At 71.7% G+C, this 17,351-nt stretch carries 11 protein-coding genes and 1 pseudogene; 8 read left to right on the plus strand and 4 right to left on the minus strand.

Going from position 1 to position 17,351, the window contains the following annotated elements; genetic code table 11:
* The first annotated feature begins 6 nt into the window (after window positions 1–6).
* From ACLQ27_RS10185 to ACLQ27_RS10195, 3 genes are read left to right on the plus strand one after another with little or no spacing between them, the layout of a single operon-like run.
* Window positions 7–972, plus strand: coding sequence for a carbohydrate ABC transporter permease (locus ACLQ27_RS10185; protein ID WP_357494643.1), 966 nt, complete (start codon window positions 7–9; stop codon window positions 970–972).
* A gap of 10 nt (window positions 973–982) precedes the next feature.
* Entirely contained in the window at window positions 983–1,840 is an 858-nt protein-coding gene (locus tag ACLQ27_RS10190) for a carbohydrate ABC transporter permease (protein ID WP_425866466.1), read from the plus strand.
* Window positions 1,837–2,862, plus strand: coding sequence for a glycoside hydrolase family 43 protein (locus tag ACLQ27_RS10195; RefSeq protein ID WP_425866468.1), 1,026 nt, complete (start codon window positions 1,837–1,839; stop codon window positions 2,860–2,862). Before ACLQ27_RS10190 ends, ACLQ27_RS10195 begins: the two co-directional genes overlap by 4 nt.
* A 42-nt stretch (window positions 2,863–2,904) precedes the next feature.
* Here the strand turns inward: ACLQ27_RS10195 and ACLQ27_RS10200 are convergent, their stop codons facing one another.
* Window positions 2,905–4,401, minus strand: coding sequence for an amino acid permease (locus ACLQ27_RS10200; protein ID WP_357494649.1), 1,497 nt, complete (start codon window positions 4,399–4,401; stop codon window positions 2,905–2,907).
* Window positions 4,402–4,597: 196 nt separating this feature from the next.
* Between ACLQ27_RS10200 and ACLQ27_RS10205 the strand changes: the two genes are divergently transcribed.
* Window positions 4,598–6,247: a glycoside hydrolase family 10 protein gene (locus ACLQ27_RS10205; protein WP_357575994.1), complete on the plus strand. Its 1,650-nt coding sequence runs from the start codon at window positions 4,598–4,600 to the stop codon at window positions 6,245–6,247.
* A 178-nt stretch (window positions 6,248–6,425) separates the two neighbouring features.
* Window positions 6,426–6,962 (plus strand): phospholipase, encoded by a 537-nt coding sequence (locus ACLQ27_RS10210; RefSeq protein WP_425866470.1) that lies wholly within the window; start codon window positions 6,426–6,428, stop codon window positions 6,960–6,962.
* An 88-nt stretch (window positions 6,963–7,050) separates the two neighbouring features.
* Here ACLQ27_RS10210 and ACLQ27_RS10215 read toward each other — a convergent pair whose 3' ends face one another.
* A complete protein-coding gene (locus ACLQ27_RS10215; RefSeq protein ID WP_357494655.1) occupies window positions 7,051–9,897 on the minus strand; it encodes an ATP-binding protein in 2,847 nt (948 codons plus the stop codon).
* Window positions 9,898–10,048: 151 nt separating this feature from the next.
* Entirely contained in the window at window positions 10,049–10,261 is a 213-nt protein-coding gene (locus ACLQ27_RS10220; protein WP_234582386.1) for an FmdB family zinc ribbon protein, read from the minus strand.
* 282 nt (window positions 10,262–10,543) lie between these two features.
* Here ACLQ27_RS10220 and ACLQ27_RS10225 point away from each other — a divergent pair.
* From ACLQ27_RS10225 to ACLQ27_RS10235, 3 genes and pseudogenes are all read left to right on the plus strand, one after another.
* A pseudogene (locus ACLQ27_RS10225) lies at window positions 10,544–11,982 on the plus strand (lytic transglycosylase domain-containing protein).
* 72 nt (window positions 11,983–12,054) lie between these two features.
* A complete protein-coding gene (locus ACLQ27_RS10230; RefSeq protein ID WP_357494966.1) occupies window positions 12,055–13,071 on the plus strand; it encodes a GNAT family N-acetyltransferase in 1,017 nt (338 codons plus the stop codon).
* A 92-nt stretch (window positions 13,072–13,163) separates the two neighbouring features.
* Entirely contained in the window at window positions 13,164–16,442 is a 3,279-nt protein-coding gene (locus ACLQ27_RS10235; protein ID WP_425866473.1) for a lamin tail domain-containing protein, read from the plus strand.
* A gap of 57 nt (window positions 16,443–16,499) precedes the next feature.
* Here ACLQ27_RS10235 and ACLQ27_RS10240 read toward each other — a convergent pair whose 3' ends face one another.
* The gene (locus tag ACLQ27_RS10240; protein WP_234582383.1) at window positions 16,500–17,003 is read right to left on the minus strand and encodes a helix-turn-helix domain-containing protein; all 504 of its coding nucleotides are present in this window, start codon (window positions 17,001–17,003) and stop codon (window positions 16,500–16,502) included.
* Between the last annotated feature and the right edge of the window lie 348 nt (window positions 17,004–17,351).

The following is a 17,351-nucleotide window of genomic DNA, read 5'->3' on the forward strand; positions in this document are numbered from 1 at the left end:
TAACCCGTGGCGGACGTGATCGAGGTCGGGGCGGCGCGCGGTGACGCGCCGCCCCCGGCGGCCAACGCAGTCCGCCGGGGCGCCTCGGCGGGCCGGACCGGACGGGCGACGCCATACCTGTTCCTCGCCCCGTACCTGGTCCTGTTCGGGGTCTTCGGCCTGCTGCCGATCATCCTCGGCCTCTGGCTGAGCGTGCACCAGTGGGACTTCCAGCTGCCCAACCGACCCTTCGTCGGGTTGGACAACTACACGGAGCTGTTCTCCAGCGACTCCGCCGTCTACGGCGACTGGTGGGAGAGCGTCCGGGCCACCGCGATCTTCACGGTGCTGTCGGTGCCGCTGCTGGTGGTCGTACCGCTGGGGTTGGCTCTGCTGTTGAACCGCTCCTTCCCGGGCCGCACCTTCTTCCGGGCGATCTACTTCGCCCCGTACGTGCTGGGCGTGGCGGTGATCGGCCTGCTCTGGCGATTCCTGCTCGACGCCAACCTGGGCCTGGTCAACCGGCTCCTCGGAGTCGTCGGCCTGCCGTCGGACACCCCGTGGGTGACCAACATGCCGTGGGCGTGGATCTCGCTGGTCGGGGTGACCGTCTGGTGGACCTCCGGCTTCAACGCGGTGATCTACCTGGCCGGTCTGCAGGACATCTCGCCGGAGCTGTACGAGGCGGCCCGGATGGACGGTGCCAACGCGTGGCAGCGGTTCCGCAACGTGACACTGCCCGGACTGCGGCCGGTGCTGCTCTTCGTGATCACCACGACGGTGCTCGCCTCGGCGAACATGTTCGGCCAGTCGTTCCTGATCACCCAGGGAGCGCCGGGCACGGAGACCCGCACGGTGGTGTGGTTCATCGTCGAGGAGGGCCTGCGGGACAACGACGCCGGTCGCGCCGCCGCGATGAGCATCGTGTTCGCCCTGCTGCTGGCAGTCGTGAGCATCGCCAACTTCCGCCTCTTCCGCTACCGGGAAGACTGAGGGGACCGCCATGACGACGCCCACGCCGACCACCAACGGCTCCGCCCCCGGGCTGCGCCGGGTCGTCTTCTACGCCACCCTGGTCGCGCTTACCCTGATCTTCCTGACCCCGCTGGTGTGGATGGTCATCACCTCGCTGAAGACCTACACCGCCGCCCAGCAGATCCCGCCGAGCTGGCTGCCGGACCCCCTCGCCGGGTACGGCTACGAGCAGATCATCAACAACTCGGCGAACCCGGTGCTGCGCTGGTTCCTCAACAGCATGGTGGCGGCCACGCTGCACTCGCTGCTGGTGCTGGTGACGGCCTCGATGGCCGCGTACTCCCTGGCCCGGCTGCGGTTCCGTGGACGCGGGGTGACCTTCGCGCTGATCGTCGGGACGCTGTTCATCCCGCCGACCTCGCTGATCATCCCGAACTTCCTGATCGTCGACCAGCTCAACTGGATCGACACCCTCGCCGTGGTGGTGGTGCCCGGCGCGGCCAGCGCGTTCGGGGTGTTCTTCCTGCGGCAGTTCTTCCTCTCGCTGCCGAACGAGCTGGAGGAGGCCGCTACCCTCGACGGCGCCAACCAGTGGCAGATCTTCGTCAAGGTGGTGCTGCCGCTGTCCAAGCCGGCGCTGGCCACCCTGGCCGTGCTGTCGTTCCTGACCAACTGGAACGACTTCCTGTGGCCGATCTTCGTGCTGTTCAGCCCGGAGAAGTTGACGCTCCCGCCGGGCCTGGGCCTGCTCCAGGGCTCGTACGTCACCGACTACCCGGTGATCATGGCGGGCGCGGTGCTGGCCAGCCTGCCGGTGCTGATCCTCTTCGTGCTCGCGCAGCGGCACATCATCCAGGGCGTCTCCCGTAGCGGCCTCAAGGGATGACGCGCTCGACCACCCGGCGACGTGGCGCGGCGGCGATCACTCTCGCCGCCGCGCTGCTCGTCACGGGCTGTTCCGACGGCGACGAGACCACCTACACGAGCAACGGGAGTGGCCCGAGGATGTTCACCAACCCGGTCGTCAGCACCGACGCCCCGGACCCGCAGGCGATCCAGGTGGGCGACACCTGGTACCTGTTCCACACCAACTCGCAGGGCCACAACGTCCCGGTGCGCACCTCGTCGAACCTGGTCGACTGGACCGAGGCGGAGGACGCCCTGCCGACGCTGCCGGACTGGGCGGACCCCGGCAAGACCTGGGCGCCGGAGGCGATCCAGCTGGCACCGGACCGGTTCCTGCTCTACTACACGGTCGCCGGGCGGGAGTCCGGCCGGCAGTGCGTCGGGCGGGCGGTGGCCAGCGCGCCGCAGGGGCCGTACGCCGACGACGCGAAAGGCCCACTGATCTGCCAGGCCGACCTGGGCGGGGCGATCGACGCCAGCCCGTACCGGGACACCGACGGCAGTCTCTGGCTGCTGTGGAAGAACGACGGCAACGCGATCGGGGTGGACACCTGGATCTGGTCGCAGCGCCTCGCCGACGACGGCCTGGCCCTCGTCGGTGAGCCGACGAAGCTGCTCAAGCAGACCGAGCCGTGGGAGGGCACCCTGATCGAGGGGCCGTTCTTCCACCGCCAGGACGGTCGGCTGCTCCTGTTCTTCGCCGCCAACGCCTACGACCGGGCCGAGTACGCCGAGGGCTACGCGGTCTGCGAGGGCCCGACCGGCCCGTGCGTGAAGGCAGCCGAGAACCCGATCCTGAAGAGCAACGAGGCCGCCTCCGGCCCGGGCCACGCATCGATGGTGGTCAAGGACGGCCGCACCTGGCTGCTGTACCACGCCTGGCCTCCGGGCCAGGAGGGCAGCACCGACCCCGGCCGTCAGGTGTGGCTCGACGAGGTGACCTGGGTCGACGGCAAGCCTGTCGTCAAGGGTCCGACGGCCACGCCGCAGACCCGCCCCTGAGCTGACGAGTGCGGAGGGGCGCTCGGCCCCTCCGCACATCGGTCAGGCGCTCGGTTCGCGTGGCGTCGGGGCGACCGCCGGTTCGTGCTGGGCCAGCCGGTTGCGGCGGTAGCCGTAGCCGAAGTAGATGATGCCGCCGAGCAGCATCCAGGCCAGGAACCGCAGCCACGTCTCCACCGACAGGTTAAGCATCAGGTAGAAGCAGGCCAGCGCCGAGACGACCGGCAGCACCGGGGAGAACGGCACCCGGAACGGCCGCTCCAGGTCGGGGCGCTTGCGGCGCAGGATCGGCACCGCGATCGAGACCAGCACGAACGCGCAGAGCGCGCCGATGCTGACCAGGTCGGCAAGCGCGGACAGCGGCAGGAAGCCGGCCAGCAACGCGACCGCCACCGTCATGATCGCCGAGATCCGGTACGGGGTGCCCCAGCGCGGGTGCACTGCCGCGATCGAGGGCGGGATCAGGCCGTCCCGGGCGATGGCGAAGCCGATCCGGCCCATCGCCACCAGGTCGACCAGGATGACGCTGGTCAGGCCGGCGACCGCGGCGATGGAGACGAGCGTCGCCGCCCAGCCGGCACCCACCGACTCGAACGCCGAGGCGATCGGGGCACCCCGGTCGATCTCGGTATAGGGCACCATCCCGACGACCACAAGCGAGACGCCGATGTAGAGCACTGTGGAGATCAGCAGCGTGCCGAGCAGGCCCAGGGTGAGGTCCCGCTTGGGCTTGCGCGTCTCCTCGCCCAGGTTGGCGACGGCCTCGAAGCCGGTGTACGCGAAGAAGACCACCGCGGCGGCGCTGAGCACCCCGACGAAGCCGAAGACCGACGGCTCCAACCCGAAGAGCGCCTGCGTGACAGGCTGCTTGATGCCGTCGTCACCGCTGCCGGCGGGCTCGGCCGGCGGGATGAACGGGCTGAGGTTGGCCGCCTTGACGAAGAACAGGCCGGCGACCACCACGAACACGCAGATCGCCACCTTGACCAGCACCAGCAGGTTGGTGACCCGGGCGGACTCCCGGATGCCGACGATCGCCACGACGCCGAGGATCAGCACGATGGCGATCGCGCCGATGTTGACAATGCTGCCCTCCTCACCGAACCACCGGGTCGGCAGGTCGAGCAGCTCGGCGAGGTAGCCGGACCAGCCGCGGGCCACCACCGCCGCGCCGAGCGCGAACTCCAGCAGCAGGTCCCACCCGATGATCCAGGCGACGATCTCGCCCATCGTGGCGTACGCGTAGGTGTAGGCGCTGCCGGCGGTCGGCACGCTGGAGGCCAGCTCGGCGTAGCAGAGGGCGGCGAGCAGGGCGACCACGCCGGCGATGGCGAAGGAGATCACCACGCCCGGACCGGCGCTGTCGCGGGCCTCGATCCCGGTGAGCGTGAAGATGCCCGTGCCGATCACGATGCCGATGCCGAAGCCGGTGAGGTCGACAGCGCCGAGCCGCCGCTTGAGCCCGAGCTGGCCGTCGCTGCCGTCGGCGTCGCCCTGGGCTATGACGTCCTTGATTGGTTTGGTTCGCAGCACGGACATGCGCTCACCCCTCCCCACCGCGCGGCCACCACCGCAGCGGCCGGTGACCGCCGTGCTACCCAGCCGGAGGAATGGTCAACCACGAATACTTGCGGTGGCGACGCGATTGTGAAAATTTCCTTCTGTACGCAGATAGGCAGCGGCGAATCTTGCCGCACCCACAGTGCACGGGAGCCCCAATGAAGGGACATACCGCATGAAAGCAACCCGACTCGCAGCCGCCGGTCTGGCCGCGGTTCTGCTCGGCTCACTCGCCGCCGCCACCCCCGCGAACGCCACCACCACCCCCACCACCCCGACCTGCGTCACCAACCCGGCCACCCCCAAGCGACAGTTCCGGGCGATGTGGATCTCGTCGGTGGTCAACATCGACTGGCCCAGCAAGGCGTCCCAGACCAGCCCGGACCGGGTCGCCGCCCAGCAGGCCGAATACCGGGAACTGCTCGACCTCGCCGAACGGCTGAACCACAACGCCGTAGTCGTGCAGGTCCGACCGACCGCCGACGCGCTCTGGCCCTCGCCGTACGAGCCGTGGTCGGAGTACCTGACCGGCGTACGCGGCCAGGACCCGGGCTGGGACCCACTGGCCTTCCTGGTTGCCGAGTCGCACAAGCGCAACCTGGAGTTCCACGCCTGGTTCAACCCGTACCGCGTCTCCATGCCGGCCCCCGGCGGCGCCGGCGCCGACCTCAGCCAGCTCGCGCCCGGCCACCCGGCCCGGCAGCACCCGGACTGGACCTTCGCCTACCCGCCGGCCGGCGTGGCCGGCAGCCGGCTCTACTACAACCCCGGCATCCCCGAGGTCCGCGAGTTCGTTCAGACCGCGATGATGGACGCGGTCAAGCGGTACGACATCGACGGCGTGCACTTCGACGACTACTTCTACCCCTACCCCAGCGGCACCTACCAGGTGCCCGACGATGCCACCTTCGCGGCGTACAACCGGGGCTTCACGGACCGGGCGGACTGGCGGCGGGACAACATCAACCTGCTGATCCAGGAGATGAACGGCAAGATCAAGGCGGCGAAGCCGTGGGTGAAGTTCGGCGTCAGCCCGTTCGGCATCTGGCGCAACGCCAGCGCCGACCCGCTCGGCTCGGACACCACCGGCAGCCAGTCGTACGACATCATCTCCGCCGACACCCGCAAGTGGGTCAAGCAGGAGTGGATCGACTACGTGGTGCCGCAGCTCTACTGGTACATCGGCCAGTACCCGGCAGCCGACTACGCGCGGCTGGTCCCGTGGTGGGCCGAGACCGTGCGCGGCACCCGGGTCCAGCTCTACATCGGCCAGGCCGACTACAAGAGCGGCGATCCGGCGTACGGGCCGTACTGGCAGAACCCGCGTGAGCTGTCCGACCACCTCACGCTCAACCGGTCGTACCCCGAGGTGCAGGGCAACGTGCACTTCTCGGCCGTCCAGGTGCGGGCCAACCGGCTCGGCGCCACCGACATCTACGCGGCCGAGCACTACTCCCGCCCGGCCCTCGTGCCGGCCATGCCACACCTGCCGGCGAAGCCGTTGCTCCTCCCGGTGGTCACCAGGGTCGCCCGGGAAGCCGACGGGGTGCGGCTGACCTGGCGCCAGCCCGCCGACGGCGTGGGCCCGCTGGGCACGGCCACGTCGTACGCGATCTACCGCTTCGACGGCACCACCCTGCCCGGGCGGTGCGCCACGGCGGACGCCACGCACCTCGTCGACACCGTCCGGGCCACCCCCGGCGGCGTCCAGTCCTGGGTGGACACGACGGCCGAGCCCGGCCACCGGTACACCTACCGGGTGACGGCGCTGGACCGTACCGCCAACGAGAGCCCGGCCAGCCCGCCGGCGTTCCTGCTGCACTGACCCGTTCCGCGGAATGCCCCGGGTGCCTCGCGCACCCGGGGCATTCGTCTGTTTGAACGCATGTCACCAATAGTTGGCGGCGCACATACCGCCCAGTTGATCAGCTGATCGACACTCATCGACATCCGGTAACCCGCCGGTAACTTCCGTCCCACCGCTCACCCCGCGGAGGTAAACCGTGCCCCGACGTCTCGCCACCCTGTTCGCCTCGGGCGCGCTCGCGCTGCTCGCCACCCTCGCCGTCGCCTCCCCCGCCGCCGCCGTCACCCCCGCGGAGCGACTGTCCGTGCTGTCGAGCTGGACCCAGACCAGCGCGTCCAGCTACAACTCCTGGAACAGCGCCCGCGTCAACCGGGCCCCCTGGACCGAGTACAACTTCGACTGGTCCACCGACTACTGCTCGTCCAGCCCGGACAACCCGCTCGGGTTCACCTTCAACCTGAGCTGCTACCGGCACGACTTCGGCTACCGCAACTACAAGGCGGTCGGCCAGTTCTCCACCAACAAGTCCCGCCTGGACAACGCCTTCTACGCGGACCTGAAGCGGGTCTGCGTCACGTACAACACTGTCGTCCGCCCGGCCTGCTACAGCCTGGCCTGGACGTACTACCAGGCGGTGCACATCTTCGGCTCGGTGGCAGCCGTCCAGCAGGCCGACATCGACCGAGCCGCCCGCATTAAGGCCCAAGCCGAGGCCAAGGCCGCAACCCGCTAACCCCACCCCACCCGTCGCGTTGATCATGAAGTTGTTGCCCGTCCGCCCGGCGTGTCGCGGCAACAACTTCATGGTCAACGGTGGGAGGTCAGGCGCGTTCCGTTCGGGTTGCCGGATGGTGGCGGTTGGGGTCCGCCGGGTGCGGGGCCGGCGCGTGTTGGGACAGGTCGGTGCTGAAGCGGGTCGAATCCGCCGCCAGGTCCGGGTGTTCCACGTCCAGCGCCAGCGCCACGGCCTCGTCCAGGCCCATCTCGGCGCCCTCCCCGTACGCGTCGTCGAACGCCGCGTCGCCCGCCATCGCCCGCAGCTCCGCCTGCTGGTCGGCCCAGTAGCCGCCGTAGATGCCCGGTGTCGCTCGCATGCTCGCCCGGGTGGCCTGGGCCGCCCCGAACAGCCGGGCGGCCGTCAACCGGTCGCCACCGAGAGCGCAACGCACCGCGATCGCGTTGAGCGTGTCGCAGGCCCGGCCGTGGTAGCCGTGCCCCATCCGTGAGCGCAACGCCACCAGCAGGTGCTCGTGCGCGGCGATCACGTCGCCCCGGGCCAGCGCGACCATCCCGAGCAGCATGTCCACCGAACGCCGGCCCCGCTCGACCGGCCGGGCGGCCTCCACCGGACGCGCCGCTCCCAGCAGCTCCGCCGCCTCCTCCAGCGCGCCGCGCCGCCACAGCAGCTCGGCCAGGCTGAACACGGCGAACAGCGCCTCGCCGACCACGTCCTGCCCGTGGGCCCAGTCGATGACCTCCCGACAGACCCGCTCGGCCTCGAAGAACTGGCCCATGTCCACCAACGGCGCGGCCCGGCCGGCGAGCACCCGGGCCAGCAGCCCGGCGTCGCCGGCCTGCCGGGCGGCCGCCTCCGCCCGCTGCGAGTAGCGCAGCTCCTCCGCGAACTCGCCGTCGGCGCCGGCGTGCAGGGAATGCATGTGGTACGCCGCCGCCAGCTCCGCTTCCGGGATCCGCTCGCCGGTCTCGGCGATCCGTCCGTACAGCCGGAAAAGCCAGAGCCGGCCCTCCCGGGCCAGCCCGCGCTCGCGCCACCACTGGTCCAGTCCACCGGCCAGGCGGAGACCGGCACGGGCGCTGCCGCCGGTGGCACACCAGCGCAACGCGGACCGCAGCTCGTCGGCCAGCGGGTCGAGGGTGTAGAGCGACAACGTCACCGGCCGGCCGTCCGGCCCCAGGTGGGCCCGCTCCAGCGCGTGCGCCGACCAGGCCACGTGCCGGTCCCGGGCAGCCTGCTCCTCACCCGCCTCGGCCAGCCGTCGCGCCGCGTACGCCCGAATCGGGTCGAGCATCCGGTACGAACTGCCGGCGGCGCGCGGCTCGGCCAACACCATCGACTTGTCGACCAGCACCGACAGTGGATCCAGCGGGTCGTCGCCGAGCAGCCACTCCACCGTCGGCAGATCCACCGGCCCCGCGAAGACCGCCAGCCAGCGCAACAGCCGCGCGGCCCGGGGCCCCAACGTGCGGTACGACCAGGTGACGGTCGCCTGCATGGTCAGATGTCGTTCGGTGGCCGAACGCTGCACGGCCCTGCTCGCCGGGGTGGGCGGCGGTGTCCCGATCGCCGCTGCCACGAGGTCCACGGTGTCCTGTTGGTTGCCGGACCAGCCCCGCTCCACCGGCGGCGGATCCGGATCCTCCCGGCCGGCGTCCAACGTGCCGAGGACGTCGTCCAACCGCTCGGCCAGCTGACCCACCGAGAGCACCCGCAGCCGGGCGGCCGCCAACTCGATGGCGAGTGGCAGCCCGTCCAGCCGCTGCACCACCCGCCGCAGGTCGGCCGACTCGGACGGATCGGGCCGCCGACCGCCACGGGCCGCCGCCGTACGGTCCAGCAGCAGCGCGACCGCGTCGCTCTCCACGCCGTCCGGACGGGGATCGACCGAGAGCGGCGGGATCCGCCAGACCACCTCGCCGGGCAGGCTGAACGACTCGCGGCTGGTCGCCACCACCCGCACCCCGCCCCCGCCGGAGAGCAGCCGTGAGATGACCTCGCCGCAGGCGGCCGGTTGTGTGTCGCAGGTGTCCAGCACGACAAGCATCCGGCGGGCGGCCGCGTACTCGACGAGGGTGTCCAGCATCGGGCGGCCCGGCTCGGGCCGCAGCCCGAGCACCGCGGCGATGGCGAACGCCACCAACCCCGGGTCGGTCACCGCGGCGATGTCGACGAACCAGACCCCGTCCGGGTACGCCTCGACGACGCTACCGGCCAACTCCACGGCGAGCCGGGTCTTCCCCGCGCCACCCGCGCCCAGCACGGTGACCAGTCGGTGCCGCTCGACCAACCGGCCCAGCTCGGCCCGCTCAACCTCCCGCCCGACGAACGAGGTCACCTGGGTCGGCAGGTTGTGCGCCACCGCGTCGGCGGTGCGGGGGCGGGGGAACTGCCGTTCCAGGCCGGGCGCGACCAGTTGGAACAGCCGCTCCCGGTCGTCGAAGCCACGCAACCGGTGCAGGCCCAGGTCCAGCAGGGTGGCGCCCGGGGGCAGCGGATCGGCCCGACGGGCGGTGGACGCCGAACAGAGCACCTGACCGCCGTGCGCGGCGGCGGCCACCCGGGCGGCCCGGTGCACCTCGGGGCTCGCGTACTCGCCGTCGCGGGGCTCGGCGTAACCGGTGTGCAAGCCCATCCGCACCCGGGGCGCGGCCTCCTCGGTGGGCCAGTCGTGGCTCGCCAACGCCCGCTGGGCGGTCAGGCAGGCGGTCAGCGCCGCCGCCGCGTCGTCGAAGGCCAGGAAGAACGAGTCGCCCTCGGTCAGCAGCTCCGCGCCACCGGTGGCGGCCAGGGTGCGGCGCAGCAACCGGCGGTGCTCGGCGAGCACCGGGCGGTAGTCCGCGCCGAGCAGTTGAGCCAGCCGGGTCGAGCCCTCGATGTCGGTGAACACGAAGGTCACCCAACCGCTCGGGAGCTGGATCCGTGGCGACATGCGTGGAACCTCCGCCCGTGACGTCGGGTTCATGCTGCCTGACTCCGAGCGGTCACGCATCGTGAGAACGGCCGGGCACGTGCCGCCTCAAGGTGCCACTCGAACCCGCTCCCGGCAAGGCCAGCCACCGGCCGGCCACCGGAACGCCAGCTCAGCAGCCGCAGGCACCACCGCAACAGCCACCGCCACCAGCGGGAGCTTGCGCGCCACCAGCGCCCCGACCGGTGACCGACACCGCCGAGAGCAGCTTGACCGTGTCGGCATGACCCTGCGGGCAGGTGGCCGGGGCGCCGGCCTCCGCCATCGGACGGTTGACCTCGAAAGTGTCGCCGCATGCGCGGCAGCGGAACTCGTACCGGGGCATGGCGATCAGGGTACGTGGGCCTGACGCTCGCCGGGGACATGAGTGATACTCGACGGGTGGTGGACGGCGAGGACAAAACGCGTGTGCAACCGCTTCGGCCGGCCGCGCCGCTGGACGGGCCGCTGGCCGAGTCGGGCGCCGCACCGGATCCGGCGCCCGCAGCCGTGCCCCGCCCCCGCCGGCCCTGGCTTCGCGGCGGCACGACCGACGCGAAGGCCAAGACTCCCGCGACGTCCGTGACCACCGACGCACCCCTTTCCCCGAACGTCGATACCCCGACCGGTGACCAGTTGGGGGCCACCGCCACCGGCGACCTCGCCCCCGCGAAGCCCTCTTCGGACACCACCGACCCCGACGCCCCAACCGCAGCCGCCGCCGGCAGCGCCGAAGCCGGCCGCGCCGGCGCGGAGGCCGACGACGCGAAGGCCGAGAGCCCGACGCGCGACGACGCCGAGGGCGACACCGCGAAGGCCGACAGCATCGGAGCCCCGAAGACCGACAACCCGCGAGCGGACACCGCGGAGGCCGAGAGCGCGAAGGTCGACGGCGCGAAGACCGACACCGCGAAGACCGACGACGCGAAGACCGACACCGCGAAGACCGACGGCGCGAAGGTCGACACCGCGAAGACCGACGGCGCGAAGGTCGACACCGCGAAGACCGACGGCGCGAAGGTCGACACCGCGACAGCGGCGGGCGCGACAGCCACCGACGTGACGGCGACCAAGGTGGACGGTGTCGCCGTGGTGCCGGTGCCCGAACGTGGCCGTCGGCGGCGGGTGCCGTTCGCGCACGCCGTACGGGTGCCACCGCCACGTCAGGCCGCGGTGACCGCCGCCCGGGCGACCCGCGCCTGGGCCCGCCGGCCCAGCGGACGACTTACCGTCCCGGGAGTCTTCCTGCTGGTCCTGGTGGCCGCGACCGCCGCGGCGGGGGCGTTGCTCGTCCCGGCGACCATCCGGGGATCCCGACCGGTGGCCGACGTCACGGCCGCGCCGACCGTGGCCCTGCCGCCGGCGGTGCCCCTCGACCCGCTGCCCACCGGTCCCCTGCCCACCGGGCCGATGCCGACCGCGCCGCTCCCCACCGGAGCGTTCCCCAGCGGCGGCATGCCGACCGGGCCGGCCGTCGGTCCGACGGCCGGCGGCCGTCCCTCGGACTCCCTGGCCGCCTGGGCGCAACAGGTCGCCGCCAAGGTCAACATTCCCGCGACCGCGGTGCAGGCGTACGGGTACGCCGAGGTGATGCTCGCCCAGACCAACCGCAGCTGCGCGCTGAGCTGGACGACGTTGGCCGCGATCGGCCAGGTCGAGTCCGGGCACGGCTCGGCCAACGGCGCGCGGTTGGGGGCGGACGGCAAGGCGCTGCCCCAGATCATCGGGCTGCCGTTGGACGGGAACGGCGGCCGGATGCGGATCATCGACACCGACCGCGGCGTCCTCGACAAGGACAGCACGTTCGACCGCGCGATCGGGCCGATGCAGTTCATCCCGACGACCTGGCAGGAGATCGGCGCGGACGCCGACCAGGATGGCGTCAAGGACCCGCACGACCTGGATGACGCCGCTCTGGCGGCCGGCAACTACCTGTGCAAGGGCGGCCGCAACCTCAGCATCCCGGGCGACTGGTGGAACGCGATCCTGTCGTACAACGACGTGCGCCAGTACGCCAAGGCCGTCTACGACACCGCTGACCGGTACGGACGGGCCAGCCGCACGTGATGTGATCGTCCGCGTACATTGGAGAACTGGACACTTCCCCCGAGCAGCCGTTAGCGGCAAGCTAGACGGGTGATGGTGCGCGAGTGGGACCCCAGGACCGCGTCGTCCGCCGAGATCGCGTCGCTGCTGACAACGCTGAACGCGGTGCTGGCGGCCGATCTGCCGCAGGACCCGCCGTGGCGGGAGACCTCCCTGCGGGAGTATCTCGGCGAGGTGATGCCCGGTGAGCGGCGGATCTCCTGGCTCGCTCAGGCCGAGCCGACCGCTCCCGGTGAGACGGGCGCCGTCCTCGGGCAGGTCCACGTGCTGCTCCTCGGCGACATCGGGGTGCTCGAGGTGCTGGTGCATCCCTCCGTCCGACGCAACGGCCTCGGCCGCGAGCTGGTGCTGCGCGCCGCCCGCCGCGTCTACCAGGAGGGTTTCCAGTCGATCGGGGTCGAGGTGGTCGGCGACACGCCGGCGGTGGGCTTCTACGAGTCGCTCGGCTTCACCCGGGAGTACGTGGAGACGCGCAGCGTTCTCGACCTGACCTCGGTGGACTGGGCCGAGCTGGCCGAGATGGCCACCGGGATCGGCGCGGGCTACCACCTGGAGTTCTACCCCGGTGGGCCACCGGACGACCTGATCGAGTCGTACGCGCGGGCCAAGGCCGAGGTGCGCGACGTCGACGACGGCGAGCTGCGTCCCAGCTCGTATGACCCGGAGCGGTTGCGGGACAGCCTGGACACCCTGCACCGGCGGGGCATGAAGCCGTACATCGTCCTGGCCCGGCACGAGCAGAGTGGTGAGGTGGCCGGCCTGACCGAGGTCGTGGTGCCGGCGCAGCACCCGACCCGCGCCGACCAGTACGACACGATCGTCGCGCAGGACCACCGGGGTTACGGCATCGACCGGGCGATCAAGGCGCGGATGCTGCTGGAGCTGCGTTCCGCCGAGCCGGAGCTGGCCGAGGTGCAGACCTGGAACGCCCAGGCCAACGAGGCGATGCTCAAGGTCAACGCGGAGCTGGGCTACCGGCCCGACCGGGACTGGTGCGAATACAGCGTCGACGTCGCCGAGCTGGTGCACCGCATCGACCCGCCGCGCTGAGGAATTCACGAAACTGTCCGGTGGGGGATGGACGATGGACGGTTACGCACCTTAACGTGCGTTGACTCCCATCCACCCATCGTGGAGGCCCTATGCGCCCGCGCCGCACGACAGCCGCGCTCGCGATCGCCACCGCCGCAGTGACCGTCACGGCTCTCGGCGTCGCACCCACCGCGGCCAGCGCCGCGCCCACCGACCTGTTCATCTCGGAGTACGTCGAAGGCTCGTCGAACAACAAGGCGATCGAGCTGTTCAACGGCACCGGCGCCGCCGTCGACCTCACCGCGGGCGGCTACCAGCTCCAGCTCTACTTCAACGGCTCCACCACCCCGACGAGCATCGCGCTGGCCGGGACCGTGGCCGCCGGGGACGCGTTCGTGTTCGCCAGCGCCTCGGCCGGGGCGGCCATCCTCGCCCAGGCCGACCAGACCACCGGCGCGAGCCTGTTCAACGGCGACGACGCGATAGTGCTGCGCCGGGGCGCCACGGTGCTCGACTCGATCGGCCAGGTGGGCGTCGACCCGGGCGCCGAGTGGGGCACGGGCGCGACCAGTACGGCGGACAACACGCTGCGCCGGCTGCCTACGGTGACGTCGGGCGACACCGACCCGTCGGACGCGTTCGACCCGGCCGCGCAGTGGACCGGTCTGCCCGTCGACACCTTCGACGGGCTCGGCTCGCACACCGTGGACGGCGGCGGCCCGGTCGATGCGCCGGCCACACTGACCTGTGGTGGGCCGCTGGTCACCGCCGCCGGGACGGCCGCGAGCCGCGAGGTGACCGCCGTCGACCCCGACGACACGATCGTCGACCTGGCGGTGACCGCGATCAGCCCGAGCCCCGCCTCCGGCTCGATCACCCGTACCGCGTTCACCCCGGCCGATCAGGTGGGCGGCACCGCCCGCGCCACGATCAGCGCGAGCGCCGACCTCACCGCCGGGGCGTACACCGTCACCGTGACCACTACCGACGCGGGCGGTGGCACCGCCACCTGCGCGCTGGCCGTGCAGGTCACCCGGGAGCTGACCGTCGGCGAGGTGCAGGGTCCGACCACCGACGCCGAGTCTGGCCCGGCCGACCGGTCGCCGCTCGCACCGGCGAGCGGCAACGGCACCAGCAGCACGATGTACGACGTCCGGGGCGTGATCACCCAGTTGACGCTCGCCCGGACGGCGGCCGGTGCGGAGCAGAACGGGTTCTTCCTGCAGAGCCGCAGCGGTGACACCGACGGTGACCCGACGAGCTCCGACGGCGTCTTCGTGTTCATGGGCACGTTCACCTCGCTGATCGGCGGCTACGTGCCGACGGTCGGCGACGAGGTGGTGCTCCGGGCCCGCGTGTCGGAGTACTACAACCTCACCCAGCTCTCGGGCGCGTCGCTGGTCCGCCGGATCGCCACCGGCCTGGACGTGGACACGACTGTCGCGGTGACCGACGCGGTGCCGCCGGTCGAGCTGACCGAGGCGCAGCGCTGGTGGGAGCGGCACGAGGGCGCCCGGCTGCGCGTACGCGCGGGCAGCGGCGCGGTGAGCGGTCGCGATGTCTTCTCGTCCACGGCGGACGCGGAACTGTGGGTCGTCGACCGGGACGACCCGCTGCTCGACCGCGCCGACCCGTACGCCCGACGCGTCTTCCGGGACTCCCACCCGCTGGACAACGACCCGAGCCGCCGCTTCGACGACGGCAACGGTCAGCGCGTGCTGCTCGGCAGCATGGGCGTGAAGGGCACCGCCGGGGACAGCACCGCGCTGCTCCCGCCGGCGCACACCTTCGACACCCTGCGCGCGGACGCGGTGGGCGGCGTCTACTACTCGTTCGAGAAGTACGGCGTGCAGGTCGAGCGGGCCGAGTTCGACGCCGGGGCCGACCCGTCGAAGAACAACCCGCCGAAGCCGGCCGACCGTTCCCAGGAGGTAGCGGTCGCCACGTACAACGTGGAGAACCTGTACGACTACCGCGACGACCCGTTCGACGGCTGCGACTTCGCCGGCAACTCCGGCTGCCCGGGCGTCAGCCCGCCGTTCGACTACGTGCCGAGCAGCGAGGCGGACTACCGGGAGCACCTGACGTCGCTCGCCGACCAGATCGTCTCCGATCTGCACGCGCCGGATCTGATCCTGGTGCAGGAGGCCGAGGACCAGGACATCTGCACGGTCTCCGGTGCGACGCTGGCCTGCGGCGACACCAACAACGCCGACGGCGCTCCGGACAGCATCCAGGAGTTGGCGCTCGCGGTGGCGGCGGCCGGCGGGCCGGCGTACGCCGCGACCTATGACCGGACCGGCGCGGACGCCCGCGGTATCACCGCCGCGTTCCTGTACCGCACGGACCGGCTGTCGTTGGCGGCCGCGACGGCGAACGACCCGCTGCTCGGCTCGGCACCGACCGTCCAGTACCGGGCCCCCGGACTGCCGGGCAACGCCGACGTGCAGAACCCGAAGGCCCTCAACGCGGTACTGCCGGCCGATGTGGACACCTCCACCGGCAAGGACGGCAACAACGTCTTCACCCGGGCACCCCAGCTGGGCAAGTTCACGGTCGCCGCGGCGCCCGGTGCGGCCGAGCGGTTCACCCTGTACGCGCTGAGCAACCACTACTCCTCCGGCCCGGACGGCCGGATCGGGCAGCGGCGGGAGCAGGCGACGTACGGCGCGGCGATCGTCACCGCGATCGAGGCGTCCGATCGGAGCGCCCGGGTGGTCTACGGCGGGGACCTGAACGTCTTCCCCCGCCCGGACGATCCCATCGCCACCGCCGCGCAGCCGACGCCGTCGGACCAGCTCGCCCCGCTCTACGAGGCCGGCCTGCACAACCTGTGGGACACCCTCGTCGCGCAGGTGCCCGCGTCGGCCTACTCGTACAGCTTCGAGGGGCAGGCGCAGACGCTCGACCACCTGTTCGTCAACGACGCGCTCTACGGTGACCTGGTGCAGGTGCGGGCCGCGCACGTCAACGCCGACTGGCCGGCGGAGTTCACTGGTGACGGGTCACGGGGCTCCAGCGACCACGACCCGCAGGTGGCCCGTTTCCGGTCCCGGGCGTCGTTGACCGTCGCCGACACGTCGGTGGTCGAGGGCGACCAGGGCACCCGTCAGCTCACCTTCACGGCGACCGTGTCCCGTCCGCTGTCCCAGCCGGTGCTGCTCTGCGCCGCGACCGTCGGCCTCACGGCGCAGGCGGGCTCGGACTTCGAGCCGTACGCCGGCTGCAAGGTGCTGGCCGCCGGTGACACCTCGGTGGCTTTCCCGGTCACCGTGCGGGGTGACCGGCGGCGCGAGTCGGACGAGAAGTTGACCCTGCTGGTGGCCGGGGTGCCCGGCCTGCGGCTGGCCGACCCCCTGGCGACCGGCACGATCACCAACGACGACTGAACGACGGCACTGACGGCCCACCCTCCGGTTTCCCCGGAGGGTGGGCCGTTCGCGGTGTCAGTAGTATTCATCGATGATCGGGGGCGGTGGCAGGTGCCGATGCTGCGCGACCCGCACCTCCCACTGGCTGCGTCGGCGTCGCGCCTCGCGGTCCGCCGAGCTGCGGTGGTAGGTCTCCGGTGGCCGTGCCAGGCCGTAGATGTCCCCCCACCACTCCCCCGGCTCAGGATCGAGGATCGTATCGAGGTGGGCGGGGTAGCGGCGTCCGGCGCCGTCGTGAACGTCGTCGCGGTCGACCATCGGTTGAATCACCCGGCCCTCCTGGTCAACCACCACCAGATAGAGCCCGGCCGCGCCGAGTAGGCGCTCCAGCACCGCCAGACTCGGTATCAGGCTGCCGGCCTCGACCTTGCCCACGGTCGACGGTGAGACCTTGGCGAAGCGGGCCATCTGGCGTTGCCCCAACCCCTTCATCCGACGGGCCCGCCGGACCAGGCCGGTGATGGGAAACCGCCCGACGGTCGGGCCGGGTGGCGAAGGAGGAACGAGTGCGGAGGCCATCCGACAACCATTCTCGGCCGAGGCCTGCCTCTCAACCCCTGTGGATAACCCTGTGGAAAGCTGGCCGGCTCAGGGACTCGCCGCACCCCGCACGCATCCTTTGCTCTGCTTCAACGGAGGCGACAGTGGGAGGCTCTCAGTGTTGCCTCCGCTGAAGCAGAGCAAAGGACGTCAAGGTGGGCCGTGGGCCTTGCCGTGGGCCGTGGGCCGTGGGCCTTGCCGTGGGCCGTGGGCCGTGGGCCTTGCCGTGGGGCCGTGGGCCGTGGGCCTTGCCGTGGGCGGTGGGCCGTGGGCCTTGCCGTGGGCGGTGGGCCGTGGGCCTTGCCGTGGGCCTTGGGGCTTGGGCCC

This window comes from Micromonospora sp. DT63, from assembly GCF_049841615.1.
Taxonomy (GTDB): domain Bacteria; phylum Actinomycetota; class Actinomycetes; order Mycobacteriales; family Micromonosporaceae; genus Micromonospora.